Raw genomic sequence first — 21,589 nt, 5'->3', positions numbered from 1 at the left:
AGCGGGCTTAGGCTCGCTTTTTTTATAGGGTTTATTTTATGATGAGATGAATAAAAATAGATAAGCCACAATCATGAAATACGTTGTTATTTTTAAAGCGAAAATTAAAACACTTGATCCTCTGTATTTTTCCACAGCACAGCAGTTACGTCAGAAAGCCTTAAGCCAATTCCGCTGCATTCATTTTGAAGCATTAACAGAAGGTTTATCTGAAATCGCCCTATCCTATTGGCATGATCTTTCAGATATACACGCTTGGCATTTAGATGCGGAACACCAAGTCGCACAACAACTCGGACATAACACTTGGTATGAAAATTTCAGTGTTGAAATTTGTGAAGTATTACGTCACTACAAACGCTAGCGCACCTCAAACTCCGCCTCAGCCGGGTCAAAACGCCAGGTCCGGATAATGCGTAGCTCGGAAATATCTTTCATCTTGGCATCAAAGGCACCAAAAGGAGCAGCTTTACGCACAGAAGCCTTGGCAGCTTCATCCAGCATGGCATGTCCCGAGCTTTCAATTAAACGAATCGCGCGAATCCCGCCGTTGGCATTTAAAATCACCATTAAACGTACTTCACCGGCCAGCTGTTGCTGCTTGGCCGCTTCCGGATAATAACGATTACCATAAAATTCGACTTTCTGACGGAATTTTTCCAGATAACCGGCCGCGACATCCTGCTTGGCCTGAATTCCATCTACGGTTTTAATTTTCTGCTGACGGCTAAAATTTTGCTGACGCTGTAAATACTGCGCTTCTAGACTGGCCACCATCGCCGCTTTGGCCTGAAACTGGCTGTTCAATTCTTCTAGCGCTTTTTTACGCTGGTTTTCCGCCGCCTGCTTTTGCCAGCTTAAGGTAGTCATTAGCACTTTTTCTTCAAAGCTCAGTTCACGCTGCTGCTGCAAACGCTCCAGACTTTCCAGCTGCTGATCACCGGCACTCTGTTCAATCATTGGTGCGGGCATATCGCTGGACATGCGGTGCGCTTCCCGGAAGGTGCCAGAACCTTGCTGATCGGCCTGTGCTAAAAAGTCGGCGTCCTTAATTTCGGTGGCACTTGGCCTTAAGCTGACCGCAATTTCCTTGACCGCGGCATCGCTTTGCTGTGGCATGACAAATTGCACCGTTAACACAGCCAGATGCGAAAGTGCCGCCAGCGTCAGTACGGTGCCAAATAGTGGATCTTTCCACCACTGCTGCGTCAAAGGTGCAAAATGAAATTTCTTTAACATCACATTAATCCGACAAAATCGCGGATTCCCCAAATCGTATAAAACGAGATAAAATAAGACTGGTTTTTACTTTTGAAAAAAAGCGAGACACCCGTCAACATGTCGTGTCACGATAAATAAAATCTTGAAAATGGTGCAGTTTATTTTGCTAAACTGCAAGCTTCAATTGGCGTATTTTTAATACAATTCGACAAGATCTCTGCAAAGTTAATAAAGATTAACCCATTGGAATGCCCTGTATGTCCCCTCTTATCTCTCTCATTTCAAAACGTTTACGTCAGATGTATCAGAAGGCTGAAGGATTTATTGAAGATGAGCGCGAATTTCCAATGTCTCAGGTTTTTCTGAATGCGACCTTTCAGCGCTTTGTCACCGACAATGTCAAAATGCTGAAAAACTTACATGCCGATTTACATGACGACTGGCTGCGTCTGTATGCGACCCTGGACTACAACGGGCTGTATATTACTTTGTCGGTAGATTTGAAACTGGTGCAGATGGAACTGAATAAAAATGTCCAGCTGATTGTATTTGAACAGATTAGTGATACCCAGGTGATTGAAGCCAAATATCCAAGTATCCTGCATAAGCTGGGTGTGCGGTTTGCGCTGTTCTTCTATCAGAAAGTGCTGAACAAAGATCCACTGGGCATGATTCTGGAAAAACTGAATGTGATTAAGGTCAAAGATGATCTATTACATTTAGACCTGAACCGCTGGCTGGGCAAGAACCGCTCGATCATTGACACTCTGGGCAAAGTGCATGTCAATCATGCAGTTTTGCGTGAAGCCGAACTGGTGGTCATGGGCAATGTTAACCTAACCACCCTATTTCGAAAAATTGCTGAAGATCGCGATCGTGAAGAAGCCGAAGAAGCACAAACGGCCACAGAAGTGACGCCCATCAAACAGAAAAAGAGCTAAAAGCTCAAACAGAGAGATTGCAGATGCCGATCAGGATTGCTACACAAGCGTTACATAAAGTGCATATTTGCAAATTTTCTCTTCATCATTCAAGCGCATAATAGAACAAAGCACAATGTGCGCTTATTTACAGCAATAGGAAACAATTTACTTATGGCTAAACACGTATTGAAAACGATGGGCATGGCAGCGGGAGTTTCGACTGCACTGTTATTTGCAGGGTTCTCAAACCAGACTTTTGCCATGAGTCCATTCCAAGCCAGTTATCAGTTCAGCTATAACGGCAAAAACCTTGGCTCTGCGACCCGAACCTTAAGCAAATCCGGCAATCAGTGGAACTATGTTTTTGCTGCCAAAGCCGGCGGGATTGCTTCGGCCACGGAAACCAGCCGCTTCACCTTTGAAAATGGCAAAATTGGTTCTTCCAGCTTTAGCCGCAGCAGCAAAATCCTGATTCATAACAACACCATGAGTATTCACTTTAATCCGGCTGCGAAAAAAATTAATACCAAAAAAGACAAAGAGTCGCGTTCATTTGCCTGGAAAGCCGGTGTACTCGATGAGCTAAATGCCGAATTGCAGATTCGTGAAGACTTAAAAAATGGTTCGCTCAAATCGACCTATTACCTGGCCGATGCCAAGGAGGTCGAAGCACGTAAATTTGTACGCCAAGGCAGTGAAAGCGTAAAAACCAATTATGGCACCTTTGACACCATTAAAGTGGCGATTAAGCATGACAAGCCGGGCCGTGAAACCATTTTCTGGTTAGCGCCAAAACTGGACTACTTACCGGTAAAAGTGACCCATCTGGACAAGAAGAACTCTTATGGCCTGCTGTTAACCGGCTATAAAGGCCCAACAAGTTAATCATTTTCTCGATTTTTGCTTGCATTTTTTCAGGTGCTTTTTAAAATACGCTTTTGCTTTAAAAAGCACCTGCTGTTGAGGATTCTCCCGTGCACGCACTAGAACAGAAAATCTTAGCTGAAGGTATCGTTCTGTCTGAAGAAGTTCTGAAAGTCGATTCTTTCCTAAACCATCAAATTGATCCGGTCATGATGCAGCAAATTGGTCAAGAATTTGCGCGTTTGTTTAAAGATGCCGGCATCACCAAAATTATTACCATTGAAGCGTCAGGTATTGCACCGGCAGTCATGGCAGGTTTAGAGCTGGGCGTTCCCGTGATTTTTGCACGTAAATATCAGTCTTTAACCCTAAAAGATGACCTGTATCGCTCTAAAGTGTTTTCATTCACCAAACAGGTCGAAAGCACCATCGCGATTTCAAACAAGCACATCAGCTCAAGCGACAAAGTACTGGTGATTGATGACTTCCTGGCCAATGGTCAGGCGGCTTTAGGTCTGGCTGACCTGATTCATCAGGCCCAAGCAGAAGTGGTCGGTATTGGTATTGTGATTGAAAAATCCTTCCAGCCAGGTCGTGACCTACTCCTGGAAAAAGGCTACCGGGTTGAATCTCTGGCGCGTGTGAAGTCACTGGCCAATGGTACGGTTGAATTTGTTCGCGACTAAGACTTTGTCTGCAATTTATATCTAAAAGAGCACTCAGGTGCTCTTTTTTTTATGGCGATGTGATTTACAAAATTCTCTACCACGCTCCAGACCGAATGGCTTAGCATAAGCCTAACGGCAAATTCTGAGCGTTTTGACCAAGGTCAGCTAACGCCTTTTGTCCTAAGCTATTGGCTCTTTGGATTGACCCAGCATTTTTAGAAGGCACTCTACACTCATGACACAAGACAATCCGTTGATGGAACACAGTATCGTCTGTCCGAAATGTGGCTCAAATCAGGTTGAAAAGCGCAACCATGAACAAAACTTACAAAAAATTGGCGGAGTATTGCTCGGGTCAGCCGGAACAGCAGCCGGAACTGTCGGCGGGGCCGCCTCCGGTGCCTCTTTAGGCGCTGCCATAGGCACCGTGGCCGGACCGTTGGGGGTGATTATGGGCGGTACCATTGGTACCTTTGTGGGTGCAATTAGTGTCGGCATTACCGGCGGTTTTCTGGGTCATCGCTTTGGTAAAAAAGCCGGGGTCATTGTGGACCAGAATATCTTCCTGGATTTTCAGTGCCTCAACTGCAAACACCGCTTTAAAGAAAAACTCTAACACCTTTGAGGTGAGGTCGATGGAGGGTGCGAGCTCACCAACGGAGCACCGCATACATTACTTCTGTGTCGGGGCGTCTTGTTCAGTCGCCGCTGGCTCTTTTGAGCTGGCCTGATCTTTGGCTTTGGTTTGTGCTTTTTCTTCAGGATAATCCGGATGATGCACCACGCTTGCTACTGCATTGGACAGCACCAGACTTAGACTCAGCACACTGAATCCCATAACGAACCACATTTTCATCTCGTATTCCTCAGTAGTTTGGATTTTTCTCAGTGTGCATGACGGCAAGGTGCTCTTTTCCTCCACAGGAAAGCACCCAACCGATCATGAATAGGGAGAGAACCGTCACAGCATAGGCTGTGTATAGAAAGACTATTAGACGCCGAATCGGGGTGGCCAAAATCACCAGAAGCAGTCATTTTCACATGAAATTCATTTAAATTAACAATCAAAAAAGCGGCATCAACAGCAGAAAGCCATTAACGGATCTGAGCGCTGTTTTGGCCTTGCTGCTGCTATTTTTTTTTAAAGCTATTTTTTAAGCGCTGTGCAGTTTTTTCACCACATCTGCTAAACGTAATCCTTGCGCTTCACAAAGTTTCTTTTCATCCTGACTTAAACTCTGGTCATGACGCGGGCCACTGACATGCGACGCACCATAAGGCGTGCCGCCGGTTTTGGTATTGGATAAAGCCGGATGGGCATTGCTGAGTCCCATAATCATCATGCCATGATGAAATAACGGCGGTAGCATGGTCAGCAAAGTACTTTCCTGCCCACCGTGCTGTGAACCCGATGAAGTAAATACACAGGCCGGTTTATCATGCAGGGCGCCGCTCAGCCACAGACTGGTGGTCTGATCCCAGAAGAATTTCATTTCCGAGGCCATATTGCCAAAACGGGTCGGCGAACCAAGCGCAAGACCAGCACAGTTGGCCAGGTCATCCAGGCTACAGTAAATATCACCTTCGGCCGGAATACTCGGCTCGGCAGTTTTGACCACCGCGGCAATATTCGCTACTGTACGTATTTTTACCGCTACGCCTGCTGCCTCTACCCCGTTGGCAATCAGATGGGCCATTTCACGGGTGCTGCCATATTTGCTGTAATACAGAACTAAAACATAGGGTTGCATAATGTTATCTGTAGAGTAAAAAAGAAAACTATACGGTATTTTGCTGTATTTTTGGTTAAGCTGGCACAGGAAAACACAGAAAGATCACTAAAAAAATCGAGACTTTAGCCGCATGATTGTTGAGTATTTAAAAAAGCTGCCCTTTTATGACCACCAGTGGTTTCAATTCGTGCTGTTTGTATTACGCCGTTTTGAAGCAGACCGCTGTCGTGAACAGGCCGGCTCGCTCACCTATACCACACTGTTTGCGGTGGTGCCAATGCTGACGGTTTTTCTGGTCATCATCTCCTCGATTAAAGCTTTAGAACCGGCGCGTCAGCAGTTACAGCAGCTGATTTACAGCAACTTTCTGCCCAAAACCACCATCGCCTTTGATAAGGCCCTGAATGCCTTTACCGATAAATCCAGCAATCTCACCATTATCGGGATTCTGTTCCTGTTCATTACCACCGTGCTGATGCTGACCAGTATCGAAACTGCCTTTAACCGGATTTGGCGAGTGAAAGAAACCCGCGGCGGGATTATGGGTTTTATGCGCTACTGGACCATTATTTCGCTAGGGCCGATTTTACTTGGCAGCGCCTTTGTGCTGTCATCTACCGTTGCCTCGATGAATGTGCTGAGCAATAACTTTGCCGGTTATGAGGTCAACGGCGCTTTTATTCTGTGGATTATTTCCTTCTCCCTGACCATTGTCGGCTTTTTTATTCTGTACTGGACCATTCCCAACCGCAATGTACCAATTAAAGCCGCGCTGATTGCCGGCGTCTTTAGTGCGGTGGTATTTGAGGCATTAAAAAACCTGTTCGGCTTTATCATGTCGAATTTCACCAGTTATGAAATTGTCTATGGCGCCTTTGCTGCCGTGCCAATTTTCCTGCTGTGGATTTTTCTGTCGTGGAATATTATTTTGCTGGGCGTGGAAATCAGCTTTGCCCTCACCGCTTTTAATTCCGGCAAAGACCAGAAACGCCATCCGATGATTATGCTGCTGGACCTGCTGGAGCTGTTTTATCAAAAACAGAAAAAAGGCGAAAGCGTGACCGAGCAGGAAGCACTGGAAGTACTGGGCCGCGATGAAATTGGCCGTTTACCGAATTATATCTGGATGCTGGAGCAGCAAAACCTGATTAAACGCACCGATAACGATGAACTGGTGCTGGTACGAAATTTATCGCAGGTCAATTTCTGGAGTTTTTATACCCAGCTGCCTTATCCTCTACCACAGCGCAAAGATGTCGGCAATATTCATCCGGATGATGAATGGATGCAGAAACTCGGACCGGCGCTGATTGAAGCCGATGACTATCTGGCAGCCAAGCTGTCGATTCCACTCTCGAAAATTTTTGAAGAAAAATAGAGGTAGCACCTGCTGATCTTTAAGGCCGGGAAATAAGCGCCAGCTAAGCGGAAATTTCGCTGGTGCTTTTCCAGCAGATCAGCGCACCCAGACTGACCAGACTACAGCCGAGCCAGAACACCCAGCCAGGCTGTAGCTGCAACAGCCACATCGAGATCAATGAAGACAGCACCGGAATAAAATAGGTGGCCAGAATTAGCAGCTGAATACGACCAAACTGAATACTCTGGTTCCAGTTATGATAGGCCATCCCAATCAGGGCACCGGCCAGCACAATCCATCCCCATAGCGAAAGGCTTGGCCATTGCCATGGCTCATCCAGTCCTACATGCAGCGCCCACAGCAAAGCCGCAGTCACCACAAAAAACAGCGACACTGCATTGCTGCCTTGGGCATAGGCCCGGGTCAGCACCCCGTAGCAGGGCCATAACAAGGCCGCTAAAAATGCCAGACTATAAGCCAACGGATTTTCCGCCAATACACTCCAGAGCTGGGACATGTTCCAGATCTCCGGATTGACCACCAGCATCAAGCCCAGTACGGCCAGCACAAAGCCTGGAATTACCGCCCAGTGATAATGCAGCTGTTTGGCCAGAATCGCCAGCACAATACTCAGCGGCGGCCACAGATAATTAATCATGGCAATCATCAGCACCTGTTCGCGCTGTGTCGATAAGGCAATCGACAGCAGGAACAGAATTTCATAGCTGACAAATAACGCCCCACTCCCCCAGAGATAGATTTTCGGCATCTGGCTAAGTTTGGGCCAGCCTTGGTGCAGCAGAATCACCAGCGCACTGACACTATAAATAAGCGCAAGTGCCAGCACCGGACTGAGCTGCTCACTAATTAGCTTGACCACACCCACCAGACTGGCCCAGATCAGCAGTGAGCTCAAGCCCAGTGCAGTAAAGCGTTGTGCTTGGCTCAGCATCAGGCCACGCGCCGCTTGAACCAGCCCTGTGCGCTGACCATAACCACGCCCAGCATCACCAGGATAGCACCCATAATAAAGCTGTGTTCCAGTTGCTCACCCAGCAGCCACACGCCGAACAGCACCCCAAATAATGGGGTTAAAAAAGAAAATACCCCCAAGCGTGAGGCCAGATAGTTTTTCAGTAACCAGAACCAGATTAAATAACTGGCAAAAGAAATCAGAATGGCATGAAACAACAGGCTGCCAATAGCGACCGGACTCCAGTGCACCACCGCCTGTCCGGACCAGTAGGCCAAAGGGAATAGCACGATAAAACCGCCCAGCAGCTGATAGAATAAGGTTTGGGTGGCTGGTGCTTCGGCCAGCGGGGTTAAGCACACCGCTATGGTAGTGGCCGCCCATAAAATACCGGCACATAAAGCCAGAAAGTCGCCATAGAGCATGGAACTGGTTGCGGCACTGAGCTGACTGTCACGCCCCAAAAAAGTCACCACAATGCCCAGAAAAGCCAGCAGAATACCGCTCCATTGCAGCAGGGAAAGCCGTTCACTGGGCAGCTTCCAGTGCAGGCCTAAAGCTACAAAAATTGGCGCGGTATACAGCAGCACCACGGTATGGGAGGCCGAGGTAAAGCGGATGGCTTCAGCCAGCATAAAAAATTCGGCGGCAAATAGCAGCCCGACCAGCAAGCCCGGATACAAATACGTCGGTGTCCATAAATGCACACCTTGAGCCAGCCGGATTAACGGCCAGACCAGCAGCGCAGAAATCCCGGAACGCAGCGCCATTTGCATTAGCGGTGAAATATCAGGCGCGGCAATTTTCAGCACCACCTGCTGCAGTCCCCAGAAAATACACAGCACAAACATTATGCTGGCTGCTCTGGCATCCAGTGCCTGTCGTTGTTTCACCAAAATTCCTTGAAAATTCTCGTTTTTCCCTAGCCTACCTTAATTGAATTGGCAGGCATTTAAAATATGTGCTGCACGCTTTTCCTGCAATTTACACAGAAACAGCTGCCATAAAAAAACGACCCGTGATGGGTCGTCCTGAGTCTGGCCTGTCACGTTTAGTTATCGCTGACAAAGGCAATATCACTGAGTCCGGCTTCACTCGCACGTGACATTACCTGGGCAACGGTATCATAACGGGCATCTTTGTCGGCACGTAATTGTACCGTTGGCTTACGTTCCTGCTCGCCTGCCGCATTTAAACGGTTTTCCAGCTCATCCAGACTGATGATCTGATCATCCCAGGCCACTTCACCCGAAGCATTAATGCTAACGGTAATCGCCTGTGGTGGTGGATCAATAATTTCTGCCGTGGTTTCTGGCAAGGTTAATGGTATTGATGGGTTGGCAACGGTCGCTGTCACCAGGAAGATGATCATCAAGACCAGCATAATGTCGATGAGCGGAATGAGGTTCATCTCATTCATGCCGCTATCGTTGTCTTCACCCAATTGAAATGCCATTAAGCTTGACCTCCCACTAAACCTTGCTGTGCAGTTTTCACTTCAGCCTGAGCGGTCGCAGAATCCTGCTGTAGCATGGTGTCAATTAACAGGTTGTGTGCATGATCTTGCAGCTCATGTGACAAGGTCCGGTTAAAACGGCTACAGATGTTATAGGCAATAACTGCTGGAATTGCGACAGCCAGACCAAAACCGGTCATGATCAGTGCTTCACCGACAGGCGTCGCCACTTGAGCAAGGCCAGCCTGACCGCTTTTACCCACCGCTACCAGCGCGTGGAAAATCCCCCATACAGTACCAAACAGACCGACAAACGGTGCCAGCGATGCAATAGTTCCGAGTACCGATACGCCTTTTTCTGCAGAGGCTTTTTCTGCCGAAATCTGGCGTAACAGCGCCTGCTCTGCCACGGCCTTGCGCTGTTCAAAACTTAAAGGCGCAAATTTGGCTTTCAGGCTGTTCAGCGCTTGAGCGAGTTGAGCATAGGCTTGCTGTTTAAGTTGGCGGGTGCCCATCAGACGCAGCACAAAAATTGTCCAGGTCGCAATCGACATTGCCAGTAACACGAAATACAGTGTTTTGCTGACTGCATCTGCATGTTGCCAATAAACTGAAAAGTTCATACTCGAACTCCTGATTAAAGTTAGCCGTTAGGATTCAATGTCAATTCAAAGGGTTGCTCGGCACGAATTGGATAAGCAACGCCATTCTCCTTGTACGGTTTGAATTTTGCACTACGCACAGCGCGTAAAATCTTTTCATCTAAAGCAGCAATGCCGCTTGAACGGGTGATCCGCGCACTGGTGATTGAGCCTTTTTCATTGGCTTCAATTAAGACCACCACGCTACGGGTTTCACCCTGTAAATCTCGGTTGGTATACGATGGTTTTGGTGAGCGGCTCCACTGCACGCCCGAACCCCCAATGGATACCGATTTGGTTGCTGGCACAGCCGGTGCAGGCGGCGCTACTGGCGCAGGCTGTACCACCGGTTGCGGTGCCGGTTTCACCACTTTGGTTTCAGAAACCGTGGTGGTAACCGTTGGGGTTGGCTGCGGCGTTGGCTCAACCGGTTTGACCACAGGTTTTGGCGCTTCGGCCTTTTTCACCTGCTGGACTTTTTCTACTTTTTTCGGTGGTGGTGGCAATGGTTTTTCAACCACTTTCACTTCTTTGACTTCTGGTGGCTTAGGCTGTGCCGGTTTTGGTTCTGCTTTTGGTTGTGGCGGTAAAGGTTTTGGTGGTTCCTGAATTTTGACAAAGCGGACTTTTAGCGGCTCCTTGTCAATCGGTTTCAGTTCCGGTGATTCCATCTGGCTAACCGCCCACAACACCCCGATATGGCCAATAACCACGGCCACCAGTGCAGACAGCACTTTCTTTTTCATGGGATGAGAAGATTGCATCATGGGAGTAGAAGATGGACTCATTAAACTCAGTTACCTTAAAGAGATGATAGCCAGTTTCAGATTTGACCTATCAAGCTCATCGGTTAGCACAATTAAAGTACCGCAATGATAAATGAGAAGTGTTTTCATTTGCAACAATTAATTTGGCTATTTTAATGGCTTTTTCAAATAATCAATAAAAAAGGCATACTAAAAGTATGCCTTTAAATCTGGTGATTCACAACAACTTATTGGAATACCACTGTTTTATTGCCATCGACAATAATCCGGTCTTCCAGATGCCATTTCACTGCACGCGCCAGCACGTTACGCTCCACATCCTGACCCAGTTCACGCAGCTGCTCGACAGTAAAATCGTGGCTAACACGCTCCACATCCTGCTCGATAATCGGGCCCTGATCTAAATCTGCGGTCACATAGTGCGCAGTTGCCCCAATCAGTTTCACGCCTTTGTCATAGGCTTGCTGATACGGATTGGCGCCAACGAAAGCTGGCAGGAAAGAATGGTGAATATTGATGACTTTCATTTCCCATTTGCTGACAAATTCTTCATCCAGAATCTGCATATAACGCGCCAGCACCAGTACATCATTGCCCTGCATCAATTCATCAATTTTGGCATAGGCTTCGCGTTTGTTCTCTTTGTTAACCGGCACCACTTCAAATGGAATACCGAAGTTCTCAACCGCTTCACGTAAAGTTTCGTGATTCGACACCACTTTGGTGATTTCACACGGCAGACCACCACGCGCATGACGCCATAACAGTTCCAGCAAGGCATGATCGACTTTAGACACTAAAATACCGACCTTTTTCACATCGGCCACCAAGGCCAGACGCCATTGCATTTCATAACGCTCGGCCACATTGCTGGCAAAGGTCTGGATCAGGCTTTCACGACGGCTTTGCAGATGATCCAGCTCGAATTCAACGCGCATGAAATAACGCCCGCCCTGAGCTTCAGTCGCGTATTGATCAAGTGCGGTAATATTTGCTCCCTGATGATACAAAAAGCTCGATACAGCCTGCACGATACCTGGCTTATCCTCACAAGTAATCAGTAAACGTGCAGTATTCGCAGTCGTCATATTCATGTTGGTTTATATCACTAATCAGTTAAATTGAAAAAATAAGCCGGCTATTCTAGCGCGTTTCCTTAACAGACTAAATAGGGGAATCAGTTTCTGTATTCTTGCTTGAAGATAAGCTGGCAAACAGTTCCGATGAACCCAGGGTCTGTAACAGGCCTTCATAGGTTTGACGGCTTTCACCACGCAAATACGCCCCTTCCAGGAATACCATCTGACGCAGCGCCTGCCAGACCCACTTCTCTTCCAGCGTATTCGAGTCGGTAATATGCCCCGACATATACAGGAAGTTGGTCCAGTTGGTCAGCACAATCCACAGGTTAATAATTAAGGCTTCAATTTCCGAGTCGGTCATTTCCATTAAACCGGCTTCCACGAAAGCTTTATAAATTTTTTGTCCCTGCTGCATCACCTGTCCGGCAAAACGCGGATACATTTTGCGGAAATCTTCGTTATTTTCCACCAGATGATAGACATCCCGATGCAAAAAGCGGTAGTTCCATAACTGGCTGCTAAGGACCTGAAAGTAATGAATCTTATCGTTGGCATCCAGCGGACGGTCATCTGGCAAGGCCAGCATGCTCAGGGTTTCGGCCTGATACTGCTCCATCAGCTCTTTAATAATTTCGTTTTTATTGCGGAAATGATAGTACAAATTACCCGGACTCATGCCCAATTCAGCTGCAATATGATTGGTCGTCACGACACGTTCGCCACGTTCATTAAAAAGTTGCAGGCTTAACTGCAAAATACGTTCTTTGGTTTTCACCGTTTTCGAGTGTGACATCCTAAAGTAACCATTCTTTCAAACTGTTAAGAAACTAACAGATAAAGTAACTTGACTATTTAGAGTAAATACTCTAAAAACTAAATTAATTGATTCAATCGAATGGTAACACGCCATGAACAGTCAAACAAAAACAACTTCGATGACCACTCCCGACAGCACGCCCCATAACCTTGATGCACAACGTTTACATGATGTTCTGGCCCTGCAGAAATACGCCTATCAGCGCTATCCGCTGCCAACCGCCAAAGAACGGATTGACCGTCTGGCACGGTTAAAACGGGTGCTGGTTAAATATCAGGATCAGTTTGCCGAAGCAATTAATGAAGACTATGGTAACCGTTCGATGGGCGAGACCAAAATTGGCGAATTACTCACCTGCCTTGAACATATCAAATACTACAGCAAAAACCTCAGTGGCTGGATGAAACCATCCAAGCGACATGTCGGAATTATTCATCAGCCGGCCAAAGCCTGGGTGCAATACCAGCCTTTGGGTGTGGTCGGCATTATTGCACCGTGGAATTATCCGCTGTTACTGTCGGTCGGTCCGTTAATCTGCGCTTTAGCAGCCGGCAACCACGCCATGATTAAAATTTCCAGTGCCTCGATGCATTTTGGCCGCGTGCTGGAAAATGCCATTGCTGAAGCTTTCCCGCAGGAACTGGTGGCGGTCATTACCGGCGGCGGTGCGATTTCCGATACCTTTAGTCATCTGTCCTTCGATAAAATGATTTTTACCGGTTCGACCAATGTCGGTAAAACCGTGATGGCGGCGGCAGCCGAAAATCTGGTGCCGGTGATTTTAGAGCTGGGCGGTAAATCGCCCGTGCTGGTACATCCATCAAGTGATATGGCCGATGTTGCCGAGCGGATTGCGGTTGGTAAACTCTGGAATGCCGGACAGACCTGCGTGGCACCGGACTATATGTTCCTGCCTAAAGGCAAAACCGCCGAATTCCTGGGTCATTATGAACAATATATTAAGCAGATGTATCCAAGTCTGCGCGACAATCAGGATTACACCTCCATTATTAATGACAAGCAGTACAACCGGCTGCAGGGCTATTTAGACAATGCCCGTGAACAGGGCGCCCAACTGATTGAAATCAATCCGCAAAATGAACTGCTGGACGATGTACGCAAAGTCGCTCCGACCGTACTGACCGGGGTCACCACCGAAATGCGCATCATGAAAGAGGAAATTTTCGGACCACTGCTGCCCATCATGGAATATGAACAAATTGATGATGTAATCGAGTTTATTAATAGCCGTCCGCGTCCACTTGCATTATACTACTTCGACTTTGATCAGGCGCGTGCCGACTATGTCGCACAGCGTACCCATTCAGGGCATTTCGGACAAAACATGGTACTGACCCATGTCGCACAGGATGACTTACCATTTGGTGGTGTCGGTGCGTCAGGGATGGGCAAATATCATGGTCCCGAAGGATTCTTCAGTTTGTCGCATGAACGCTCGGTGATGTCTAATCCGAAGCTGTATAGCTTGAAATACATCCTGCCGCCGTTCAATAAGCCGATTCACAGACTAATTTCAAAGATGCTTCTTCGCTAAATGATCAAGGCATGAGCTATTAGCATGGCTCATGCTGCGTTTTCCTGAAAATCGCTTGTCTTTTAAGCGCATTTTTGGTATAAAACGCCCCTTGAATGAATTCATCCGTTTATTTTTGACTGGCCATACAGATTTGCTGTTGGCTAAATCAATGGAGTTACACCATGTCTAAGGTTTGCCAAGTTACCGGCAAGCGTCCAGTCGTTGGTAACAACGTCTCACACGCCAACAACAAAACTAAGCGCCGGTTCGAGCCGAACCTGCACCACCACCGTTTCTGGTTAGAAAGCGAAAAACGTTTTGTACGTCTTCGTTTAACCACTAAAGGTATGCGTATTATCGACAAATTGGGCATTGAAAAGGTTGTTGCTGACCTACGTGCTCAAGGTCAAAAGATCTAAGTAAGGAGTCAGGACAATGCGTGATAAGATTCGCTTAGTTTCTACAGCTGGTACAGGTTATTTCTATACCACAACTAAAAACAAACGTACTATGCCGGAAAAAATGGAAATCAAAAAATTTGATCCGAAAATCCGTCAACACGTAATCTTCAAAGAAGCTAAAATCAAATAATTTTGGCTTTTTGAAAAAAACGACCTCTCTGCAGGTCGTTTTTTTTTGCACTTTTTTTTTTCCAGTTGTTAAAATTTCCTGATCTTTTCAATCTGGCACTCTCTGTGCTTGTCTTTTTTACCCTTAACCTTGGCTTAAGGAGTTGTTAGTGCCGCATGATGTAGAACTTATTATCTTATTGGCTGTCGGCTTTGGACTGGCCTTACTGTTCGGCTATATTGCCGCCCGTTTACGTTTACCGCCCCTGATCGGTTATCTGGTGGCTGGTATCCTGATTAGTCCAAATACGCCCGGCGTGGTCGGTGATATTCACCTGGCCAACCAGCTGGCTGAACTGGGTGTGATGTTCCTGATGTTTGGCGTCGGGATGCATTTCTCGCTCAATGACCTGATGCAAGTCAAACGGATTGCCCTGCCCGGTGCCATCCTGCAGATTACTGTCGCCACTTTACTGGGGATTGGAGTCTCGATGATGTGGGGCTGGAGTTTCGGCTCTGCACTGGTGTTCGGTCTTAGCCTGTCCTGTGCCAGTACGGTAGTTCTACTCAAAGCACTGGGGGATCGCGGCCTGCTAGACTCGGTCAACGGCAAGATTGCCGTGGGCTGGCTGCTGGTCGAGGACCTAGTAATGGTGCTGGTGCTGGTACTGTTGCCGGCTACCGCAGTCCTGTTGGGTGGACAGGCACTTGCCGGTAGTGCAGCTGATGAAAACATCTGGCTGACACTGGGCATTACCCTGTTAAAAGTCACCGGCTTTATTGCCTTTATGCTGATTATCGGAAAACGATTGGTACCCTGGATTATGCAGGTAGTGGCGCGTCTGGGTTCCCGTGAACTGTTTACCCTGACTGTGGTCGCGGCGGCCGTGTCAATTGCCTTTGGTGCCTATAAAGTCTTTGGTGTGTCGATGGCACTGGGCGCCTTCTTTGCCGGTATGGTGGTGAAAGAGTCTGACTTTAGCCATCGTGCTGAAGAAGAAACCCTGCCGCTACGGGAGATTTTCTCGATCCTGTTCTTCGTGTCGGTGGGGATGCTGTTTGACCCGCGGATTCTGCTGGAAGAACCGCTGCATGTGCTGGCAGTGGTCGGCATTATCATGATTGGTAAAACCATTGCCGCCATGGCCCTGGTCCTGTTCTTCCGCTACCCGATTAACACTGCATTAACGGTGGGTGCTTCACTGGCGCAGATTGGTGAATTCTCCTTTATTCTGGCCACGCTCGGCGTATCGTTACAGCTGCTGTCTCTAGAAGGTCAAAACCTGATTCTGGCCGGTGCCCTGATTTCCATTACCTTAAACACCTTCCTATTTTCGGCGATTGAACCGGTACAGCGCTGGATTCGCGAGCGCTCACATCTGGCCCGTTTGCTGGAACGCAGTGGCGACCCGCTGGCGATGTTACCCGATGAAGTTTCACAAGATTACCTGCGTGATCAGGTGGTGATTATTGGCCATGGTGAAGTTGGCCGCCGCATTACCAAAAACCTGATGGCAGAAAATATCAAGGTGGTGATTGCCGAAGAAAACCGTGAGATTGTCGAAAACCTGCGGGAAAAAGGCATTGCTGCGGTATCTGGTGTGGCCACTGAGCCTGGAGTACTGATTCAGGCACATATTCAACATGCCCGTTTACTGGTGATTTCACCGATGGACATTATTGATATTCATAAAATTGTTGATATTGCCACCACTTTGAATCCGCAAATTCAGGTGCTGATCTGTGCGGAAAGCAAAGAAGAAGCCGAAGTCATTCGCCGTGACAATATCGGTGAGGTGTACTTTGCCAAAGAAGAAATGGCCAAGAACATGAGCAATCATATTTTAAACCAGATTGAAATTGCCCATCATCAACCACCCTCACATTAAGCCTCAGGCACAAAAAAGCGCACCTTCAGGTGCGCTTTTGCATTCCAGAGCATGAGCCGACTAGCTCAGATACTTCGGCTGCTCATCAACCACTTCGGCCTGCCATTCATTGACCTGCTTTTCCAGCAGCCCGAATAATGCGGCCTGAATCATGTGCTGGGCGACAATTGGCGTCTGATCTCCCAGCAGGGCTTTGACTTCATCATTAAACTGGATTTTGACCAGAGGTTCCTGTTCTGAACCAGCATTACGCAATGCCAACTCACCACCTTCAAGCTGAACCAATTCCAAAATCGCGTCCTGATTTCCAAATAAGGCTTTTAACTGTTCTATAGACATAATTCCTCCATGTTCAACATGGTGGCAAAGATGGACTCTTTGCATCGCTTAGATAGTTAATATGATGTCAGGTTTTCAGAATTCAAGGGACACTGGTCGGGTTTAGAATTCCACCATTTCATTTCTGAAACCATCAATTAACTGCATCAGCTCACGATGCCATTCACGCAGGATTTTGGTATCTGGCAGCCATGCTTGCGGGGTTTGAGTGACTTTAATAATCAGGTTCGATGAAGTCTCATCTTCCGGTTCCGGTGCGCTTGGCTCCGGCGTATACTGACAAAGACGATAAGCGCGTTTTAATTCAGCAATAAAGCCTTCTTTGGCCAGTTTTTGCAGAATCACCACTTCAGGCGATACCTGACCTTTGGCCGCCATCGCTTCTTCAATTGATTTTAAAGTCGGCTGCAGCTCATTCAGGCGGTAGTAACGCACCAGTTCCTGCAAAAAGGCCAGTACAGCACCATGCAGATGAAACACCGCTGCTTCGCGATGTGCCTGCGCCTGCTGGATATGTTCGGTTTGTTCGGCTTGCTGACATGAAAGACGGGCAAAATACAGTTTTTGATTGGTACGGTCGGCATGAAAGCGAGCAACACGGGACATGAATAGCGTTCCTAAATTTTGGCTTTTATTTCAACATTAAGCTTAAACGCTCTGCGTCCAAATGCCCAACAAAAAATACATATGAGCGCTATCATCAGCATCGATATTTTCTACGATAAGTTTAAATAGAGAAAAATGCAGCGCTAAAAAAGGAGCCACTAAGGACTCCTGTTGATGTTCAAGCTTTCGGCTTGTCTTCCGCAGCTTTAACGCGAATGCCAGCACCTTTGACTTTCAGGGTATTCAGGCCCTTAATCGCTTTGACGGCTTCACGACCATGCGGCATTTCCACAAAGCCAAACCCTTTGGACTTGCCACTGTCAGCCTCTTTAACAATCACCGCAGATTCGACTGTGCCAAACGGCTGAAACAGCGCCAGCAGTTCAGCATCGGTGATGGAACGCTCTAAATTACGTACAAGAATTTTCATTTACTTTTTCCAAATAGGCCAAATCATCCAAAAGCATGCGCCTACTCTACTCTGGAGATTGTGCATCAAGCTGCACAACACATGGCTCTAGTTTAATCGAGATCAATCCCAAAATCTAAACGAATCTTCTGGCGTTCGATCAGCGCGCTTTTAACGGTCTGTTCACGGGTTTTATAATGGGTTTCACTTTGACACAGGTTACGGGTCAAATCATTCAGGAAATAGCTTTCCACAGTACGCCCCTGTTCATCGACCGTATCTCTGGCCCACCAGCTGATGTTCTGCTTGGTCAGAATCAGCTCGTTTTGCGCCCGGGTTAAAGCCACATACAGCACCCGGCGTTCTTCTTCGACTTCGTCAAAATTCCCTTGCGCCCGTGCATGTGGATACTGCCCGGCAGTGACATTGGCCACATAGCAGACCTTCTGCTCGGTACCTTTGGCCGAGTGAATGGTAATGAGCGTGACCACGTCATCATCTGACTGGCGCTCAATTTCACTAATCGAAATCGGATCGAGTACATATTCTTCCAGAAACTCGCTGAGCTGACCGTGTTTGCTGGCCAGCTGCTTGACCAGATCAAAATCTTTAAGCCGTTTTGACCAGTCTTTTTTGGCGTAATTCTGTTCCAGCTGCTCCACCAGTGCCTCAATCGCCAGACTGACACAGACGTCGACTTTCTGTTTCAGTACCGCCATTTGCTTCATAATCAAAATGGTTTTATCCGGAATCCGGCCAAATTTCTCCAGCTTTTCCGCAATCTGCTCCATTTCCGGATTCAACAATAACTGCTGTGCCAGTTTACTGGCACCGACATCTCCCACGCCATTCCACAGGGTCAGAAAACGCATCCAGGCAATATCATCGGCCGGATTGGCAATGACCCGCAGCAGACTGAGCAAATCCTTGACATGCGCCGATTCCAGTAATTTCATGCCGCCAATAAAACGATACGGAACATTGGCGGCAATAAAGGCCGCTTCAATATGCCGCGCGGCAAAACTGGAACGCACCAGCACCATATGCTCCTGCCATGCTGCGCCCTGGATAAAGTGACGCTCTTTGATATCAATGGCAATCCATTTGGCTTCATCAAACTCATTCGGGAAAATGTGCATGCGCGGTTTTAAGCCGCTGCCACGATACGCCTCCAGCCGTTTGTCATAGCCGATCGGACTTTGATCCAGCAACCAGTTCGACAGATCCAGAATTTCCTGAGTTGAACGATAGTTGCGCTCCAGCTTATAAATCTGGGCACCCGGAACACGTTCTTTAAAATGATGAATATTTTCAAAGTCAGCACCACGGAAACCGTAAATCGACTGCGCATCATCACCAACACAGAACAGCTGCACCCGCTCTTTTAACGGCTCCAGCAAGGCCCATTGCAAAGGATTGGTGTCCTGCATTTCATCGACCAGCATGTGCTGGCACAATGATGCGACATAATCGACCAGCCCCTCTGACTGGGCCAGCGCCGAGGCGACAATTGCCAGAATATCGTCATAATCCAGAAAATGACGCACCTGCTTGCGCGCTTCATATTCTTTCATGATCTCGGCAATCTGATCTTTATAATCCAGACATTCCGGTAACTGTTTTTCCAGCGCAATACTCAGTTTTTGCCGGGTATTGCGGGCAAAAGAATACAGGTCACACAGCTGCTGTGGCTTGGGCAAGGCATTTGGATTTTTCTTGTCATCTTTACCACGCAGCAAACGGAACATCATGATCTGGTCATCACGATCAATAATCGAGAACTGTTCCAGCCCAAAGGCTTTCGGAATCCGGCGCAGCAGATACATACAGAAGGTATGGAAGGTAGAAGCACGCAAGCCCTTGGCCTGCTCGCCCAGCGCCAGCTCGACCCGCGCTACAATTTCAGCAGCGGCACGGCGGGTAAAGGTTAAAATCTGGATCTGGTTGGCCGGAACGCCCTGATCAATCAGATAAGCTGCACGCGCCACAATGGTTTTGGTTTTGCCACAGCCAGCCCCAGCCAAGACCAAACTATGCTTTGCTTCAGTGGTGGCTGCATTTTTCTGTTGGGGATTTAACTCGTCGATGAGCTGCGCAAGTGACATACCAAATCATTTCTCGAAAATTCAAAGCGAGATCTTATCATAAGCATCCCATCAACATAAAAACTAGCCTATTTGTAAACCCGGATCGTTTTCGAATTGAGTACTTCGTATTGCAGCCCCAGCTGTCGGGTCGTTACGTCCAAAAATTCAAGAAAGTTCGCATTGCGTAAATGAAGGGGAAATTGATGATTCATATCGACATCTGAATCCACAATCAGCGTGACCTTCTTTTCAATTGCCAGCAGATTTTTTAAAACACTCAGATGCATCTCATCAAAATGAAAAGACAGTACTCTCGGCTGTGAGTACTGCTGTACAGGATTTTTCCTGAGATAATTTTGCATATTTTCGCGGTAGGCCGGTTTTGCAAAACTGTGTACGGTGATGCAGCTTAATATCAAAACCAAGATGATCTTTTTCATAATTTCCCTATTTATCATTTTTTTAAACCCTATTGGCATCTGGGTTTATCAAGCTTTCTTTAGCGATCGCATGACATTTTCGACGCTGTCGGTTAAATTGTTTTCTGCATTTCGAATCGCATCTTCTACTGAAATATCAGGTGGATTAATGCCAATAATCTGTGTAAATCCCGCCTCTAGCAGTGGCTCAATGCCTTCACCGATCATTCCTGCAAACGCATAGACCGGTTTATTCAAGCCTTTCGCAACCTGTGCCACACCAAATGGGGTTTTACCCATGAAGGTCTGCCGATCAATTTTCCCTTCGCCGGTCAGGACCACATCGGCCTGTGCAATTTTTTCAGCCAACCCGGTTTGCTGAATCAGCAGTTCAACACCTGACTGAATTTTTGCGCGAGCAAAAGCAAGCAAGCCAAAACCCAGTCCACCGGCAGCACCAGCCCCGGCCTGATGTTGCACATTAACCCCGAGCGTTGCTTCAACCAGATTGGCAAAATAACCCAAGTTCTGATCGAGAATTTTGACCAGCTCCGGCGTGGCACCTTTTTGCGGTCCAAAAATGGCCGAGGCACCATGTTCCCCACAGAGCGGATTATTGACATCGCTGGCAATCAGTATCTCGGTGGTTGCCAAACGGGCATCCAAAGCACTGAGGTCAATCTCGCAGATCTGCTTTAAATTGCCGCCACACGGTTGCACCTCCAGGCCAGCCTGATCTAAAAATTTCACCCCCAACGCCTGTGCCATCCCACCACCGGCATCATTGGTGACACTGCCGCCCAGTCCAATCACGATTTTAGACACGCCCAGATCCAGCGCCTGGCGGATCATCTCGCCAGTGCCATAAGTAGAAGTAAGCGCCGGATTGCGCTGCGCCAACGGAATAAGATGAATACCATTGGCCTTGGCCATTTCAATGACTGCAGTTTTGCCGTCGTCAATCAGGGCAAAGTAGCTTTCAACCTGTTGCTGCGGCAAAGGACCGCGTACCCGACACGAAACTTTCTGCCCGGTACATGCATTTAACAGGGCATCGACGGTGCCTTCACCGCCATCGGCCAGCGGTACCAAGCGACAGATTGCATCCGGAAACTGCCGCAAGATTCCGCGCTGCATGGCCTGGGCGGCCTGTACTGCGCTCAGGCTTTCTTTAAAGGAATCTGGTGCAATCACAAAACGAAGTGGCATGTGGTTTATCCCCAGCGTGG

Annotated in this window: 26 protein-coding genes; 10 read left to right on the top strand and 16 right to left on the bottom strand. The window is 47.6% G+C overall.

Annotated elements, in window-relative coordinates; translation table 11 throughout:
* Window positions 1-73: 73 nt before the first annotated feature.
* Entirely contained in the window at window positions 74-364 is a 291-nt protein-coding gene (locus F905_RS14320; protein WP_005182163.1) for an antibiotic biosynthesis monooxygenase family protein, read from the top strand.
* Here the strand turns inward: F905_RS14320 and F905_RS14315 are convergent.
* Window positions 361-1,239, bottom strand: a complete 879-nt coding sequence (locus tag F905_RS14315) for an energy transducer TonB (protein ID WP_005182159.1) — start codon at window positions 1,237-1,239, stop codon at window positions 361-363. The genes F905_RS14320 and F905_RS14315 overlap by 4 nt on opposite strands.
* A gap of 239 nt (window positions 1,240-1,478) precedes the next feature.
* On the opposite strand from F905_RS14315, the gene F905_RS14310 reads away from it, so the two are divergent.
* From F905_RS14310 to F905_RS14295, 4 genes are all read left to right on the top strand, one after another.
* Window positions 1,479-2,162, top strand: coding sequence for a hypothetical protein (locus F905_RS14310; RefSeq protein WP_005182147.1), 684 nt, complete (start codon window positions 1,479-1,481; stop codon window positions 2,160-2,162).
* 153 nt (window positions 2,163-2,315) lie between these two features.
* On the top strand, window positions 2,316-3,029 hold the full coding sequence (locus F905_RS14305) for a DUF3108 domain-containing protein (protein WP_005182145.1): 714 nt from the start codon (window positions 2,316-2,318) through the stop codon (window positions 3,027-3,029).
* An 89-nt stretch (window positions 3,030-3,118) separates the two neighbouring features.
* Window positions 3,119-3,694 carry a xanthine phosphoribosyltransferase gene (locus F905_RS14300; protein WP_005182137.1) on the top strand — a complete coding sequence of 192 codons (576 nt, stop codon included), beginning with the start codon at window positions 3,119-3,121 and terminating at the stop codon, window positions 3,692-3,694.
* Between the two features lie 217 nt (window positions 3,695-3,911).
* Window positions 3,912-4,292: a hypothetical protein gene (locus F905_RS14295; protein WP_005182135.1), complete on the top strand. Its 381-nt coding sequence runs from the start codon at window positions 3,912-3,914 to the stop codon at window positions 4,290-4,292.
* 57 nt (window positions 4,293-4,349) lie between these two features.
* On the opposite strand, the gene F905_RS14290 is transcribed toward F905_RS14295, so the two are convergent.
* Window positions 4,350-4,532, bottom strand: coding sequence for a hypothetical protein (locus F905_RS14290; RefSeq protein WP_005182134.1), 183 nt, complete (start codon window positions 4,530-4,532; stop codon window positions 4,350-4,352).
* Window positions 4,533-4,830: 298 nt separating this feature from the next.
* Window positions 4,831-5,427 (bottom strand): NAD(P)H:quinone oxidoreductase, encoded by a 597-nt coding sequence (gene wrbA, locus F905_RS14285; RefSeq protein WP_005182133.1) that lies wholly within the window; start codon window positions 5,425-5,427, stop codon window positions 4,831-4,833.
* Between the two features lie 112 nt (window positions 5,428-5,539).
* On the opposite strand from wrbA, the gene F905_RS14280 reads away from it, so the two are divergent.
* Entirely contained in the window at window positions 5,540-6,787 is a 1,248-nt protein-coding gene (locus tag F905_RS14280) for a YihY family inner membrane protein (RefSeq protein ID WP_005182132.1), read from the top strand.
* A 43-nt stretch (window positions 6,788-6,830) separates the two neighbouring features.
* Here the strand turns inward: F905_RS14280 and yddG are convergent, their stop codons facing one another.
* From yddG to F905_RS14245, 7 genes are all read right to left on the bottom strand, one after another.
* Window positions 6,831-7,721: an aromatic amino acid DMT transporter YddG gene (gene yddG / locus F905_RS14275; protein ID WP_005182131.1), complete on the bottom strand. Its 891-nt coding sequence runs from the start codon at window positions 7,719-7,721 to the stop codon at window positions 6,831-6,833.
* Entirely contained in the window at window positions 7,721-8,635 is a 915-nt protein-coding gene (locus F905_RS14270; RefSeq protein WP_005182130.1) for a DMT family transporter, read from the bottom strand. The genes yddG and F905_RS14270 overlap by 1 nt, the downstream gene beginning before the upstream one ends.
* A 158-nt stretch (window positions 8,636-8,793) precedes the next feature.
* On the bottom strand, window positions 8,794-9,198 hold the full coding sequence (locus tag F905_RS14265; protein ID WP_005182129.1) for an ExbD/TolR family protein: 405 nt from the start codon (window positions 9,196-9,198) through the stop codon (window positions 8,794-8,796).
* On the bottom strand, window positions 9,198-9,821 hold the full coding sequence (locus F905_RS14260; RefSeq protein ID WP_005182127.1) for a MotA/TolQ/ExbB proton channel family protein: 624 nt from the start codon (window positions 9,819-9,821) through the stop codon (window positions 9,198-9,200). Before F905_RS14260 ends, F905_RS14265 begins: the two co-directional genes overlap by 1 nt.
* Before the next feature lie 20 nt (window positions 9,822-9,841).
* The gene (locus tag F905_RS14255; protein WP_005182125.1) at window positions 9,842-10,627 is read right to left on the bottom strand and encodes an energy transducer TonB family protein; all 786 of its coding nucleotides are present in this window, start codon (window positions 10,625-10,627) and stop codon (window positions 9,842-9,844) included.
* 206 nt (window positions 10,628-10,833) lie between these two features.
* On the bottom strand, window positions 10,834-11,700 hold the full coding sequence (gene purU, locus F905_RS14250) for a formyltetrahydrofolate deformylase (protein WP_005182122.1): 867 nt from the start codon (window positions 11,698-11,700) through the stop codon (window positions 10,834-10,836).
* Window positions 11,701-11,770: 70 nt separating this feature from the next.
* A complete protein-coding gene (locus F905_RS14245; protein ID WP_005182118.1) occupies window positions 11,771-12,481 on the bottom strand; it encodes a TetR/AcrR family transcriptional regulator in 711 nt (236 codons plus the stop codon).
* A gap of 115 nt (window positions 12,482-12,596) precedes the next feature.
* Here F905_RS14245 and F905_RS14240 point away from each other — a divergent pair, with 115 nt between their 5' ends.
* The 4 genes from F905_RS14240 (at window position 12,597) to F905_RS14225 (ending at window position 16,500) form a co-directional block, all read left to right on the top strand.
* Window positions 12,597-14,060 carry a coniferyl aldehyde dehydrogenase gene (locus F905_RS14240; protein ID WP_005182115.1) on the top strand — a complete coding sequence of 488 codons (1,464 nt, stop codon included), beginning with the start codon at window positions 12,597-12,599 and terminating at the stop codon, window positions 14,058-14,060.
* Window positions 14,061-14,224: 164 nt separating this feature from the next.
* Entirely contained in the window at window positions 14,225-14,461 is a 237-nt protein-coding gene (gene rpmB, locus F905_RS14235) for a 50S ribosomal protein L28 (protein WP_000048256.1), read from the top strand.
* A 16-nt stretch (window positions 14,462-14,477) separates the two neighbouring features.
* Complete coding sequence (rpmG, locus tag F905_RS14230; RefSeq protein ID WP_003654787.1) at window positions 14,478-14,633, top strand: 50S ribosomal protein L33; 156 nt, start codon at window positions 14,478-14,480, stop codon at window positions 14,631-14,633.
* A 148-nt stretch (window positions 14,634-14,781) separates the two neighbouring features.
* A complete protein-coding gene (locus F905_RS14225; RefSeq protein ID WP_005182113.1) occupies window positions 14,782-16,500 on the top strand; it encodes a cation:proton antiporter in 1,719 nt (572 codons plus the stop codon).
* 60 nt (window positions 16,501-16,560) lie between these two features.
* On the opposite strand, the gene F905_RS14220 is transcribed toward F905_RS14225, so the two are convergent.
* The 6 genes from F905_RS14220 to F905_RS14195 all read right to left on the bottom strand — a co-directional run bounded on the left by F905_RS14220 (window position 16,561) and on the right by F905_RS14195 (window position 21,569).
* Window positions 16,561-16,839, bottom strand: coding sequence for a hypothetical protein (locus tag F905_RS14220; RefSeq protein ID WP_005182110.1), 279 nt, complete (start codon window positions 16,837-16,839; stop codon window positions 16,561-16,563).
* 102 nt (window positions 16,840-16,941) lie between these two features.
* Entirely contained in the window at window positions 16,942-17,445 is a 504-nt protein-coding gene (locus tag F905_RS14215) for a DUF6586 family protein (protein WP_005182107.1), read from the bottom strand.
* A gap of 178 nt (window positions 17,446-17,623) precedes the next feature.
* A complete protein-coding gene (locus tag F905_RS14210; RefSeq protein ID WP_005182105.1) occupies window positions 17,624-17,875 on the bottom strand; it encodes an RNA recognition motif domain-containing protein in 252 nt (83 codons plus the stop codon).
* Window positions 17,876-17,967: 92 nt separating this feature from the next.
* The gene (locus tag F905_RS14205; protein WP_005182102.1) at window positions 17,968-19,959 is read right to left on the bottom strand and encodes an ATP-dependent helicase; all 1,992 of its coding nucleotides are present in this window, start codon (window positions 19,957-19,959) and stop codon (window positions 17,968-17,970) included.
* Window positions 19,960-20,027: 68 nt separating this feature from the next.
* Window positions 20,028-20,381, bottom strand: a complete 354-nt coding sequence (locus F905_RS14200) for a hypothetical protein (protein WP_005182099.1) — start codon at window positions 20,379-20,381, stop codon at window positions 20,028-20,030.
* A 48-nt stretch (window positions 20,382-20,429) separates the two neighbouring features.
* Window positions 20,430-21,569, bottom strand: a complete 1,140-nt coding sequence (locus F905_RS14195; protein WP_005182097.1) for a glycerate kinase family protein — start codon at window positions 21,567-21,569, stop codon at window positions 20,430-20,432.
* Window positions 21,570-21,589: the final 20 nt, after the last annotated feature.

This window comes from Acinetobacter sp. CIP 53.82 (assembly GCF_000369465.1).
In the GTDB taxonomy this organism is placed as follows: Bacteria; Pseudomonadota; Gammaproteobacteria; order Pseudomonadales; family Moraxellaceae; genus Acinetobacter; species Acinetobacter indicus.
This window is presented reverse-complemented; position numbering and strand designations above follow the sequence as displayed.

Excerpts from the sequence above, each read along its gene's own strand:
- F905_RS14310 (WP_005182147.1), top strand. The coding sequence starts at position 1,479 with ATGTCCCCTCTTATCTCTCTCATTTCAAAACGTTTACGTCAGATGTAT.
- F905_RS14305 (WP_005182145.1), top strand. The coding sequence starts at position 2,316 with ATGGCTAAACACGTATTGAAAACGATGGGCATGGCAGCGGGAGTTTCG.
- rpmG (WP_003654787.1), top strand. The coding sequence starts at position 14,478 with ATGCGTGATAAGATTCGCTTAGTTTCTACAGCTGGTACAGGTTATTTC.
- F905_RS14220 (WP_005182110.1), bottom strand. The coding sequence starts at position 16,839 with ATGTCTATAGAACAGTTAAAAGCCTTATTTGGAAATCAGGACGCGATT.
- F905_RS14195 (WP_005182097.1), bottom strand. The coding sequence starts at position 21,569 with ATGCCACTTCGTTTTGTGATTGCACCAGATTCCTTTAAAGAAAGCCTG.
- F905_RS14280 (WP_005182132.1), top strand. The coding sequence starts at position 5,540 with ATGATTGTTGAGTATTTAAAAAAGCTGCCCTTTTATGACCACCAGTGG.
- F905_RS14210 (WP_005182105.1), bottom strand. The coding sequence starts at position 17,875 with ATGAAAATTCTTGTACGTAATTTAGAGCGTTCCATCACCGATGCTGAA.
- yddG (WP_005182131.1), bottom strand. The coding sequence starts at position 7,721 with ATGCTGAGCCAAGCACAACGCTTTACTGCACTGGGCTTGAGCTCACTG.
- F905_RS14200 (WP_005182099.1), bottom strand. The coding sequence starts at position 20,381 with ATGAAAAAGATCATCTTGGTTTTGATATTAAGCTGCATCACCGTACAC.
- F905_RS14255 (WP_005182125.1), bottom strand. The coding sequence starts at position 10,627 with ATGAGTCCATCTTCTACTCCCATGATGCAATCTTCTCATCCCATGAAA.
- wrbA (WP_005182133.1), bottom strand. The coding sequence starts at position 5,427 with ATGCAACCCTATGTTTTAGTTCTGTATTACAGCAAATATGGCAGCACC.
- F905_RS14315 (WP_005182159.1), bottom strand. The coding sequence starts at position 1,239 with ATGTTAAAGAAATTTCATTTTGCACCTTTGACGCAGCAGTGGTGGAAA.
- F905_RS14260 (WP_005182127.1), bottom strand. The coding sequence starts at position 9,821 with ATGAACTTTTCAGTTTATTGGCAACATGCAGATGCAGTCAGCAAAACA.
- F905_RS14265 (WP_005182129.1), bottom strand. The coding sequence starts at position 9,198 with ATGGCATTTCAATTGGGTGAAGACAACGATAGCGGCATGAATGAGATG.
- F905_RS14320 (WP_005182163.1), top strand. The coding sequence starts at position 74 with ATGAAATACGTTGTTATTTTTAAAGCGAAAATTAAAACACTTGATCCT.
- F905_RS14240 (WP_005182115.1), top strand. The coding sequence starts at position 12,597 with ATGAACAGTCAAACAAAAACAACTTCGATGACCACTCCCGACAGCACG.
- F905_RS14295 (WP_005182135.1), top strand. The coding sequence starts at position 3,912 with ATGACACAAGACAATCCGTTGATGGAACACAGTATCGTCTGTCCGAAA.
- rpmB (WP_000048256.1), top strand. The coding sequence starts at position 14,225 with ATGTCTAAGGTTTGCCAAGTTACCGGCAAGCGTCCAGTCGTTGGTAAC.
- F905_RS14290 (WP_005182134.1), bottom strand. The coding sequence starts at position 4,532 with ATGAAAATGTGGTTCGTTATGGGATTCAGTGTGCTGAGTCTAAGTCTG.
- purU (WP_005182122.1), bottom strand. The coding sequence starts at position 11,700 with ATGAATATGACGACTGCGAATACTGCACGTTTACTGATTACTTGTGAG.
- F905_RS14245 (WP_005182118.1), bottom strand. The coding sequence starts at position 12,481 with ATGTCACACTCGAAAACGGTGAAAACCAAAGAACGTATTTTGCAGTTA.
- F905_RS14205 (WP_005182102.1), bottom strand. The coding sequence starts at position 19,959 with ATGTCACTTGCGCAGCTCATCGACGAGTTAAATCCCCAACAGAAAAAT.
- F905_RS14215 (WP_005182107.1), bottom strand. The coding sequence starts at position 17,445 with ATGTCCCGTGTTGCTCGCTTTCATGCCGACCGTACCAATCAAAAACTG.